This window comes from Ulvibacter antarcticus, from assembly GCF_003688405.1.
Lineage (GTDB): Bacteria > Bacteroidota > Bacteroidia > Flavobacteriales > Flavobacteriaceae > Ulvibacter > Ulvibacter antarcticus.
Genome location: NZ_REFC01000013.1, coordinates 489883 through 501673, shown reverse-complemented (window position 1 = coordinate 501673; position 11791 = coordinate 489883). Strand labels below are relative to the sequence as shown.

At 36.9% G+C, this 11791-nt stretch carries 12 protein-coding genes; 11 read left to right on the top strand and 1 reads right to left on the bottom strand.

From position 1 onward, the window contains the following. Positions 1-656: 656 nt before the first annotated feature. On the bottom strand, positions 657-1013 hold the full coding sequence (locus BXY75_RS11065) for a hypothetical protein (protein WP_121907813.1): 357 nt from the start codon (positions 1011-1013) through the stop codon (positions 657-659). A gap of 258 nt (positions 1014-1271) precedes the next feature. On the opposite strand from BXY75_RS11065, the gene BXY75_RS11060 reads away from it, so the two are divergent. The 11 genes from BXY75_RS11060 to BXY75_RS11015 all read left to right on the top strand — a co-directional run bounded on the left by BXY75_RS11060 (position 1272) and on the right by BXY75_RS11015 (position 11790). Then, complete coding sequence (locus BXY75_RS11060; protein WP_121907812.1) at positions 1272-1880, top strand: DUF4255 domain-containing protein; 609 nt, start codon at positions 1272-1274, stop codon at positions 1878-1880. Then, positions 1877-2734 (top strand): hypothetical protein, encoded by an 858-nt coding sequence (locus BXY75_RS11055; protein WP_121907811.1) that lies wholly within the window; start codon positions 1877-1879, stop codon positions 2732-2734. Before BXY75_RS11060 ends, BXY75_RS11055 begins: the two co-directional genes overlap by 4 nt. Positions 2735-2751: 17 nt before the next feature. Further along, on the top strand, positions 2752-4200 hold the full coding sequence (locus tag BXY75_RS11050; protein ID WP_121907810.1) for a phage tail sheath family protein: 1449 nt from the start codon (positions 2752-2754) through the stop codon (positions 4198-4200). A 98-nt stretch (positions 4201-4298) separates the two neighbouring features. Further along, complete coding sequence (locus tag BXY75_RS11045; RefSeq protein WP_121907809.1) at positions 4299-4736, top strand: phage tail protein; 438 nt, start codon at positions 4299-4301, stop codon at positions 4734-4736. After that, complete coding sequence (locus tag BXY75_RS11040) at positions 4736-5176, top strand: phage tail protein (protein WP_121907808.1); 441 nt, start codon at positions 4736-4738, stop codon at positions 5174-5176. The genes BXY75_RS11045 and BXY75_RS11040 overlap by 1 nt, the downstream gene beginning before the upstream one ends. A 1-nt stretch (position 5177) precedes the next feature. Then, on the top strand, positions 5178-5339 hold the full coding sequence (locus tag BXY75_RS17155) for a DUF5908 family protein (protein WP_170152882.1): 162 nt from the start codon (positions 5178-5180) through the stop codon (positions 5337-5339). Beyond that, positions 5340-6029 carry a CIS tube protein gene (locus BXY75_RS11035; RefSeq protein ID WP_121907807.1) on the top strand — a complete coding sequence of 230 codons (690 nt, stop codon included), beginning with the start codon at positions 5340-5342 and terminating at the stop codon, positions 6027-6029. Continuing rightward, positions 6030-7775, top strand: coding sequence for a type VI secretion system tip protein VgrG (vgrG, locus tag BXY75_RS11030; protein WP_121907806.1), 1746 nt, complete (start codon positions 6030-6032; stop codon positions 7773-7775). It begins immediately after the preceding gene. A gap of 40 nt (positions 7776-7815) precedes the next feature. Continuing rightward, positions 7816-8106 carry a PAAR domain-containing protein gene (locus BXY75_RS11025; protein WP_121907805.1) on the top strand — a complete coding sequence of 97 codons (291 nt, stop codon included), beginning with the start codon at positions 7816-7818 and terminating at the stop codon, positions 8104-8106. A 2-nt stretch (positions 8107-8108) separates the two neighbouring features. After that, positions 8109-8519, top strand: coding sequence for a GPW/gp25 family protein (locus BXY75_RS11020; RefSeq protein WP_121907804.1), 411 nt, complete (start codon positions 8109-8111; stop codon positions 8517-8519). A 10-nt stretch (positions 8520-8529) separates the two neighbouring features. Further along, a complete protein-coding gene (locus tag BXY75_RS11015) occupies positions 8530-11790 on the top strand; it encodes a baseplate J/gp47 family protein (protein WP_121907803.1) in 3261 nt (1086 codons plus the stop codon). Position 11791 lies beyond the last annotated feature (1 nt).

The window sequence follows — 11791 nt, the reverse complement described above, 5'->3', positions numbered from 1 at the left end:
AAGATATTACCATAAAGTAATACCTTGATTCTTAATTGTACGTAAGAGCGATTTTCAGATTGAAAATATTCAGAGAAAATATCCAATGGTGTAACGCATAAATGAAATATCAGCGCGCCAACCGAAATGTAGATCGGAAGAAACCGTTTTAAGTTCAATAATACATCACTACGAAGCAGTTCGAAATAAAAAATAAAAATTGTAGATAGTAATAGTAAGGTTCCTGTTATACTTGTAAAATGAGAAGTCCCTTTAAAAAATACGTCAGAGAAAACTAAATAGATAAAACCTAAAATAATATATGCAACAATGGCATATTTTAATATTTGTCGAATCATATTCCCTTTTATAAAAAATCTGAAAAAATAGATATAGAAGGCAAAACTCAGGATAAAGAAGATATTATAGACCCAATAATTATTGCTGAAATTTGTATTTTCAACAAAGGAAAAATAGCGATAGTCTGAGTAGTATCCTATAACAGCATACAAGCTAAATATTTCAATGAAAAAAGTGACCCAGAGAAGATAAACGAAATATTTCGTGATTATTAATGAAGGAACCTTTCTAATATAGTAACTGCCGGCAATCGCCGCCATTAATTCCATTGACAAAATAGGAACGATATGTTTTAGAACAACTGCTAGTTCCAATTTTTAATAATTGTTCGGTGGCCATCCTGTTACTCCTCCATTTAAAGGATCAATATTATAATTGTTATTTGAAGCACTAGAATTTCCGTTAGTAGGTGCCAAGATAACAGTTGCCTTATTGTTCGAATCAGTATTATGAGCAGCAAAATAAACTCGAACTCCAGGATTAATAATTCCTTGTGAGGCTGACATTTCTTTTACATAATCTAAAAATTCCTGTAACTCATCTACACTCCAGAATACTTCTCGGGAGTCATCACCTCCAATTAAGGTTTTTAAAGTCGCTGCACGGCTAGTTACCCAGCTTGCTTGTAATTCTTTTCCTTCTGTAACACTAATGCATTTGGTTGGTTTACTCATGATTTTTTATTTGTTTGGTTAATGGAGTCTCGAAAATAAACAAAATGAACTGTTTTCTTTCTTTCAAAACTGACAAAAAGGTAAAAGCCGTCAAAAAACAGGGTTTTCCCCCTATTTAAAAACAAGTTTTTCCCCTTACAAAAATAATGTAAAACACTTTGTTTTATTCGGTAAAAACCTCTTGTACAGGTGTTTAAATAAATTTAGCTTTGACAAGCTTTTACACAACTAACAGCAAATTTATTCAACCTCACAGCAATGATTTACGAAACACTTGAGATCATAAAGGATGAAATTTCCGCCTATCTCAACACAAAATTTACCGACGAAGACCTGGACGACAATCAGGTTGTGCTCGAAAATGTTTCCAAAGTAGACGACCAAAGTATTACTACAATGAAGGATAAGGTCGTACTAACTCTCTTGAATATTGAGGAAGAAATATCATTAAAGAACAATCTGAATATTAAAATCAAAAATGGTGAAACCGTTTACAAGAATAATCCCGTGAACCTAAATATTTACATTCAATTTTCGGCCAATTACACCAGCTACACCAAATGTCTTATAGCGATATCACATATTATCGCATATTTTCAGTCTAAGAAAATATTTACACAGACCAACACACCACTAAGTGAAACTACTTCTGTAACTCTTGATTATTTAAAAGAATTCAGATTTACCGCCGAGCTCTATACACCCACATTCGAACAACTTAATTATATATGGGGCACTCTTGGAGGAAAATCTCTGCCTAGTGTAATGTTTAAAGTGAGTCTGGTCAAAATTGAAAGAGACATTATCAACGACAAAGGAAAAGCGATTACAGAAATTTCAGGAATACTTCAAGATACAAATTCATGAGTTTTACAATAACATATAAAGTACTTTTTGAAGTAAATATTTATCATCATTACTTTTTAGATGATGGTGACCTACTATTCGATGATTCTCCTGAATTGAAGTTAGAACAGTTAAATAAGTATTTCTTGGATGATTTCATAACAATTATCCCTTCTGAAAAAACCCTTACAAAATTTATTGGTCAGAAAATTATTATGAAGAAAACAGCAAAAGGCTTTGTGGTTTCAACCAAAGCTGAAAAAACTGCCCCAGATACTTTCAATCCCTTTATTCAATTAAATCAAAATGACACTTTTACTTTTTTAATCTACGCAAAGGATGCGCTCTTCGAAAACTACTCTACAGTGCCCGGAAATCCATTAATTCCTTTCCACTTTGCCAATACTAAAATTAACCCTAACGATAACAACTATAAACCCATCGATTTGGATCAACTTCCACTAACTACAGCCATTAAAGATTATTCAATAGAACAAGACACTTTCGACATAATTGATTCTAACCTCACACCTATAGAAAAACAAAAATTACTGGGAGTCATCACTCTTAAAATGAATGCTGACGAACCTAGTCAAAATATAATAAACGTTGACGGTAGCTTGAAAAACACCCCAAAAACATTTAAAATTCAATTTCTAAACAGACATACCAATTGGGTCTATAATAACGCCAAGGACGGAAGCTTCATATATGCAACTCCATCGACACATCCATTAGTAAAAAACGGCATTATCATAAACCCGGAACTGGAATTTGATGATAAAAAGTTGCCTTCGGCAGTTCCTAACCGACTGCTCTTTGTTAAAGACATAAACGGAAACATAACAGAAACTATTTCAGAAATATTTATATAAAAATTAAACTTTAAATTATGGCAACAACGTACAAAACACCAGGAGTCTATGTGGAGGAAATATCAAATTTTCCACCCTCAGTAGCGCAGGTAGAAACAGCTATTCCTGCTTTTATTGGCTACACAGAAAAGGCTGAGAAAAATGGAGTCAACTTACTAACACCTACTCGAATACCCACCAGAATTTCTTCGCTGTTAGAGTATGAAAACTATTTTGGAAAGGCGGAAAATGAAAGTGCTATTACGGTATCAATTGAGGACACCATAAATAGTGGAGATCCTTCTACTGTTCTTAAAAGAGTTATAAGCGTAGCCATTGCTTCAACTAGTCCTTATGTTATGTACTATGCAATGAGAATGTATTTTGATAATGGTGGTGGCCCATGTTATATTATTTCAGCCAATGATTTCGTGACTGGAGGGGGTAACTTAACCTTAACAGATTTAACAAATGGCTTAAACGCCGTTGAGGCATATGATGAGCCAACGCTTTTGGTTTTTCCTGATGCCAAAAACATGACCAATGTAGGTAATTACTATTCACTCATGAATCGCGCCCTAATGCAAAGTCAGAAGTTAGGGGATCGATTCACGATTATTGATATGCATAATGATGATAGCGCAACCCTTAGAGCCAGCAATACCTTAGGCAACGGTAAAGATCTATTGAAGTACGGCGCATCCTATCACCCTTATCTTAAGACCGTATTTAACTATTTATATGACGATGCAGATATCGTAATTAGCCATAATGTAACCGACCAAACGGCAACAGTCACAACTGGTTTATACGATACAGCAACTCTCGAAGATTTGACAGACAGTGTGCATGTAGCTTTCGATTTAGTAATGTTTAATTTATTAAAACTAGAGATCGAGAAAAAAACAGTCGTCCTGGCACCGAGTAGCGCGATAGCAGGAATTTATGCCAGAGTAGACAGCAATCGAGGTGTTTGGAAAGCTCCAGCAAACGAGTCCGTTAGTAGTTGTTATGAGCCAACTCAAAAAATCACACATGATGACCAAAAAGATCTCAATATTCATATCTCGGGTAAATCCATAAATGCTATTCGATCTTTTACAGGAAAAGGAATAATTGTTTGGGGGGCAAGAACATTAGCAGGAAACGATAACGAGTGGAAATATATTTCTGTTCGACGCTTTTTTAATATGGTTGAAGAATCTGTAATGAAAGCCAGTGAGCCATTTGTATTCGAATCTAATGACGCCAATACCTGGGTTAAAATTCGGGCAATGATCGAAAATTTTCTAACGCTTCAATGGCGTGCAGGAGCTTTAGCCGGCGCAAAACCCGAACAAGCATTTTATGTTCGTGTTGGTCTCGGTGAAACAATGACATCAGATGATATTCTCAATGGAATTATGAATGTTGAGATAGGAATGGCAGTAGTACGTCCTGCGGAATTTATTGTGCTGAAATTCTCTCATAAAATGCAGGAAGCTTAATTCTGAAAAAATTTAGAATTGTTAGTCTTTCTACTTCTGAAGTAGTCGAATAAACAACACACTATTAATAAAACTATTAACATTTAAATACACTAAAAATGGCCGAATCATATCCATTAGTAAAGTTCCATTTCTCAGTAGACTGGGCTGGAACAAATATAGGTTTTACTGAAGTTTCCGGACTGGATGTAGAAACCGAATTGATCGAATACAGACACGGTGCAAGTCCTGAATACAGCAAAATTAAAATGCCGGGGATGCAGAAATACAGCAATGTCACACTAAAACGTGGGACTTTTAAAAATGATAATGAATTTTTCCAATGGTGGAATACTGTCAAATTAAACACCATTGAACGCCGGGATGTAACTATAAAATTGCTCAATGAAGAACACGAACCCGTGATTGTTTGGAAAATTAAAAATGCTTTTCCAGTAAAAGTGCAATCCACAGATCTAAAAGGTGATGGTAATGAAACTGCAATCGAAAGTCTTGAAATTGCACATGAAGGATTAATCATCCAAAACGGCGATTAATGAGTACCTATTATCCACCTGTCAGTTTTCATTTTAAAGTTGAATTCCTCGGAATTACAACTCAGGAAAACGATGTACAGTTTCAATCTGTTTCTGGGCTTTCAGTAGATCTGGAAACAGAAGAATTTGCGGAGGGTGGAGAAAATAGGTTTAAGCATAAATTTCCTGTGAGAACAACCTATCCTAATCTTGTTTTAAAACGTGGATTATTAAAAGATTCAGTTCTCATAGCATGGTGCAGGGCAGCAATTGAAGGTTTTCAGTTTCTGCCAATCGATCTCACGGTAAAACTACTTAACGAGAAGCATGAACCGCTACTAACTTGGAATGTTGTACATGCATATCCTGTTAAATGGAGCGTAGAAGATTTCAACGCCGAAGAGAGTAAAGTCTCCATAGAAACAATAGAATTAGCGTATAACTACTTTAGAATTATTTGATATGCCTATCGAAATAAAAGAATTACACATTAAAATAAATGTGGATGATAATCAGCAAACCAATGCTACTTCAACTAAGGAGCCAGGACAGATGACCGATAAGGTTATAAGAATGTGCGTAGAACAAATGATGCAAATTGAAACCAGAAAAAACGAACGATAAATGAACACCGGTCTTCTAAAAAAACTAACGATCAAAGCCTATAAGGATGATACGTTTAACGAGCTGATAGCAGACGGTAAATTTACCTCGCTTCTCAACCCGGAGAACTATGCCTTTAATTACAAAGTAGAATATAGTGAAGCGCAGGGAATAGGAACCAGTGCAACACAGCCAAAATTCATTCGGTCCTTGCCACAAGATCTCTCGTTGGAATTTCTATTCGACCACACCGGAGTAATGAAAGGACTTAAAAATCCGTTGGGTGATGGAATAATTGGGGAGATCGAAAAATTTAAACGAATTGTGTTCGATTACAATGGGGAGCAGCATAAACCAAATTACGTGATGATAGGTTGGGGTTCCCTCCTATTTAAAGGCGTATTGGCCGATATGTCGATCGAGTTTAAGTTGTTTGCTCCCGATGGGACACCACTTCGAGCTATTGCAAAAACAAATTTTAAAGGATCGGTTGAAGATGACCTTAGAGTTGCTAAAGAGAATAACAGTTCCCCAGATCTTACTCACATTCGAACTGTGCAAGAAGGTGATAGTTTGCCTCTAATGACCTTCAGAATATACGGCGATTCTAAGTATTATCTGCAGGTTGCCAAAGCAAATAACATTTCAAATTTTAGAAAATTAAAAACCGGTCAGGAAATTATTTTTCCGCCAATTGAAAAAGTTTCATAAATGAATAACAGTAGAACAATAGCGACTCCTCGAAGTGCGGATCTTGTCACCTTCAAAATTCTAATTGATGGGACAGAAATTCCTTCGGTTTATCGTGTAAAAAATATCGCTGTTGAAAAAGAGGTAAACCGAATCCCGTTCGCGCAAATTGCCTTTTACGATGGAGAAGCATCTTCGCAGGATTTTAAACTTAGCAATGAGGATCTGCTTATTCCAGGCAATAAAATTGAGATCAAGACAGGATATCATAGTGATGAAGCTACCATTTTTAAAGGCATCATAATTAAACAACATATAAAAATTAGAGAGAATACTTCCATTTTATTAATTGAATGTCGGGATGAGGCGGTTAAGTTGACTATAGGACGTAAAAGTGCCTACTTCTATGAAAGTACCGATAGCGACATTATGGAAGAAATCATTGATAAATACGGGCTGGAATCTGATGTAGAAGCTACATCTTTCACTAATAAAGAGATGGTGCAGTATCAGGCATCCGATTGGGATTTCATCATGACAAGAGCGCAAGCCAATGGCAAAATATGTACGATAGATGACGGCAAAATAACAATCGCAAAACCCGATCATACACAAGAGGAGATTGAAACAGTTGCTTTTGGAGCCACGCTTTTAGATTTTGACGCAGAAATGGACGCCAGAAATCAGTTTGACACCATCACATCTTATGGTTGGAATCCCACCGATCAGGAAATCGTAGAAGCAGAAGCTACTAATCCAAATCTGCCTTTGAATGGAAATATATCGGCTTCCGATTTGGCCGCGGTAATGGGACTAGATAATCTTCAGTTAAAGCATGGAGGTAATTATAATGCCTCACAATTGCAGGACTGGAGTGATTCGAAAGCATTATTTCAGCAAATGGCAAAAACGCGAGGTAGAGTTAAATTCCAAGGCATTTCCGAAGTAAAACCCGGAACGACTCTAAAATTAGAAGGAGTTGGTGATCGCTTTAATGGAAAAGTATTCATCAGTGCTATTCGTCATCAAATTACAGATGGCAATTGGACCGTCGATGCAGAATTTGGAATGAACCCTAAGTGGTTTAGTGAAACTTACGATATAAATCAGCCCTTAGCCTCTGGACTTCTACCTGCCATCAATGGTTTACATATAGGAGTGGTTTCTCAATTGGAAGACGACCCTGAAGGGGAAGATCGCATTTTAGTGCAAATTCCTATTATAAATAATGAAGAACAAGGTATCTGGGCTAGGATCGCAACATTGGATGCTGGCGAAAACAGAGGCTCCTTCTTTCTTCCTGAAATAGAAGATGAGGTGATAATTGGTTTTATTAATGACGACCCAAACCATGCAGTGATTCTTGGAATGCTACATAGTAGCGCAAAACCTGCTCCACTAACAGCTTCAGACGACAATCATGAAAAAGGATTTGTGACAAGGAGTGAAATGAAATTTATTTTCAATGATGATAAGAAATCTGTAAGCCTGGAAACACCAGGTGGTAAGAAGATTATAATGGACGAAGATGCAGGAACCATTACCATCGAAGATGAAAACTCGAATAAAGTGGTGATGGACAGTTCAGGAATTAGCATGGAAAGTGCCGGTGATATTAATATTAAGGCGACCGGAGATTTAAATCTAGAAGGTCTTAATGTAAGTGCAAAAGCGAATGCACAATTCAAAGCAGAAGGCAGTGCTGGAGCAGAACTATCCACCAGTGCTGTAGCCGTTTTGAAAGGTTCACTTGTTCAAATAAATTAAGCATTGATAATTAAACATAAATAATTGACAATAAAAAGATATGCCAGCAGCAGCACGAATAAATGATATGCACGTTTGTCCATTAGTAACTGGAACCGTACCCCATGTTGGAGGTCCAATCTTACCACCAGGCGAACCAACCGTATTAATTGGTGGCTTACCTGCTGCAAAGGTCGGCGATATGGCAGTATGTACTGGTCCGCCAGATAGTATTATCACAGGCTCAGCAAGTGTTTTGATTGCTGGTATGCCCGCTGCGAGAATGGGTGATAGTACAGCCCATGGTGGGACGATCGTACTTGGTTTACCAACTGTATTAATTGGAGGATAATTATGAATTCAAAAACAAGTTTTTTAGGAACTGGCTGGAGTTTTCCACCCGAATTTCGCAAAAATGCGAAGGCGGTAATAATGACTTCAGATGAAGAAGATATTAAGCGAAGCCTGGAAATATTACTTGCAACACGACTAGGAGAACGAGTGATGCTGCCAAAATATGGTTGCAATTTAGACGAATTACTCTTTGAATCACTCGACCTTACTTTAAAAACTTATGTAAAGGAACTCATTAAAAATGCAATCCTTTATTACGAACCACGCATAGATGCTGATGAGATTGAAATTGACGAAACAAATGCGTTAAACGGCGAATTATTGATTGTCGTTAACTACCGCATTAGAATCACAAATGCCAGACATAACCTGGTGTATCCTTTCTACAAAGAAGAAGGCACTAATGTTTAAAAATTTGTAAATGAGCGAAAAATGCGAACATAACGACCTGCTATTACAGCGAAACGGTACTTCACAAAGTGAACGATATGTGAGCGCGTTGGATCCTGCTAGTGTGCAACTTCATGATTTGAATACTGAAGATTGGATGCGCTTTGCATTAAAGTTTTCTAAGGAAATTAATTATTTCGAGACTGAAACCAATGCCATTTCAGGAGATTGGGAGGAGTTTTTTATTGCTGAACCTGAAATACAACAATTCGTTCAAAAACTGGAACAACTCGGTTCTTCTGAAGTCTCTTCCGAAGAAATTAAAAGTGATATAAAATCGCATTTAACCCTGTTTGCTGCCTTCTTAAAACTGACCTCATTTTCGCAAGAACAACTAAATGGCTTAACTAAAAAGCATCTCGATTTTTATTATAAAAGAGTATTGCAACTTCAAAACAATGAGGCGGTAGAAGATAAAGTTCATATTCTCTTTGAACTAGCAAAAAAAGCAACAGAAGTTCGAGTAGAGCTAGGCACAGAACTAAATGCCGGGAAAGATGCTTTAGGATTAAAACGAACTTACGAAACCAAGAATGAGCTTATTGTAAATAAAACGCAAGTTGTTTCGCTTCGGAATGTGTTGCATCAAGATGGCGTTGGAATAAAAAACGCAATTGTTGCAAATTCATTCGATGGTTTGGGCGCCGATTTCCCGGAAGATGAAACGCATTGGTGGCCTTTTGGATATCCTTCAAAAGATCCGGCAATAACGGTTTCAGAACAATATCCTAATCTACCTTTCGCAAGAACAGGCTTTGGAATTGCATCACCCGTTTTACTCATGAATGAAGGCAAAAGGATAGTGATTTTCACTTTTGACCTTAGCACTTTCACTTCGCAAAAAATTAAAATTTCAGAAATTGACAAAGCAATTAATGTATTCTTCAGCGGAGAGAAAGAATGGATAGAAGGAACTATCCTCACTCCAGAATGTAGCATTTCAAATTCGAAATTGACATTGGTTGTTTCACTCAACGAAGGGGACGATCCGGTAGTTGCATATAATTCCGAAGTCTTGCTAGAGCCTTATAACACTACCGATGCTGTTGCCCGATTCTTAATTAAGAATGACAGCAAAAACACTAACGGTTATCTTTTTCAGAAAATATTTTCCGCCACTACTGTAAAAAATGTAACCATCGATATAGAGGTTGAAGGCATACAAGATATTGATGTTGAAAATGATCTGGGTGTACTCGATGCTTCCAAACCATTCTATCCCTTCGGACCGCAACCAGTTGATGGCTCAAATTTCTTTATTGGCTTACCGGAGGCACTTAATAAGGATTGGACTGATATAAATATCGATCTCAGCTGGAAGGACAAACCAGATCTCAGAAGTACCTATACCGCCTATCGTAGCCAATTTGCAGCAAACATTGGAAAAGCTAGATACACACTCACTGTCGATTCTAATGGATCTATTGGAGGAGAAACTGGACTGACCAGAATCGTTGAAAATGATGATTATTTTAAGATTGACTTAAAAGTGCTCCACAACGGGGTTTGGCAGGATATCAATTCTTATAATCTTTTCAATGAAGGTGGATGGGATATCGTTCCAACTACACAATTCAGTATTAAAGAAGAAAAGACATCTAAGGGTTTTCAGGATGTAAGTACACGGAAAATTGGAATTATAGGTAAAGGAGAAATCATTGGAAGAAGTATCACGAGTATAAGTGCCCCTAACTTCGGAAGACCAACTCAAAAATTTAGCGCGGCAGTTAAAAAAGGATTTATAAAAGTTATACTAAATCATTCTTTCTTACACGACATGTTTCCGAAGATATTTTCTGTTGCATTGTCTAAGGAAGATACTACCAACACTCTAATCCCAAATGAACCGTATAGTCCGCAAATCGAATCGATATCGATTACATACAAAGCTACTGCGAATCATAAAGAAAAGGAAGTAACATTATTCCACGAGCATCCCTTTGGTGTTTCTGAAGAATCTTTAGAGTTGAAAAAAGAATCGGTTTTAAAAAATGCAGATCGCGTTTTAAAACTGCTTCCTACCTACAATCAAGGATCGCTTTATATCGGCATGGAAAATGCTGAAAACTTGCAACAAGTCGCGTTGTTGATTCAGGCATTGGAAGGCAGTGAAAACCCTGAAACGCCAAACGAATTTGGACCAGATGAAAAACTAGAATGGTCTATCCTTTGTAATAATGAATGGTTATCACTCAATCAAAATTTCATCGTTTCAAATGAAACAGATAATTTCCTAAAATCGGGAATCATACGACTCTCTATTCCGAAGGAAGCGACCAATAACAACACCAAATTACCCTCCGGATTAGTTTGGTTACAGATTTACAACCCGAAAGATTATGATACTGTTAGTCAATTAATCGATATAAAGGCACAGGCAGTTTTGGCCCAGTTTGACAATAATAATAACGACCTCAGCCATTTGGAATTTGGTTTACCTGCAAAAACCATTGCAAAGTTATCAAACCGACTCGCACAGATCAAAGGAATAGAACAGCCTTTCAATTCATTCGATGGAAAAAACAAAGAAACAGATGCTGAGTTCTATCGTCGAGTTAGTGAGCGTTTACGCCACAAGCAAAGAGCGATTACCATTTGGGATTATGAGCATCTCGTTTTGCAACAGTTTCCGGATGTTTTTAAAGTAAAATGTATAAATCATACCACTACGAATTCATTCTTAGCTCCGGGAGAGGTCACCGTAGTTGTTATACCGAATATAGTTAACAAGAACGTCTACGATGCATACAAACCTCGTATAAGTAAGGCCAAACGGAATGAAATAGAAAGTTTTATCAACCTGCTAAACACTTTACATGTTGTGGCTAAAATAATTAATCCTGTTTATCAGGAAGTGAAAGTCACACTTAGCGCGAAGTTTTATCTGGGAATGGATGAAAATTTTTACAGCAAACAGCTTCAAAAAGACATTGCAAAATTACTATCACCCTGGGCTTTTGAAGAATCGGCAGAAATCACATTTGGTGTCACCTTACATGAAAGCACGGTTATAAATTATATTGAAGAATTGGGATATGTAGATTATATCACCGACTTCCAATTGCATCAACAAAGTGGGAAAACAGCAACTGGCGCGTCAATTTTTTCGCCGGTAAATAAGGTGGTGCCTGCCAATGCCAAAGTAATTCTCACATCAGTAAAGTATAGTGAACACGGAGTGACCCCAATTACAGCAGATCAAGGATGTGTTGTATTACCAACAGTAGTTTAAG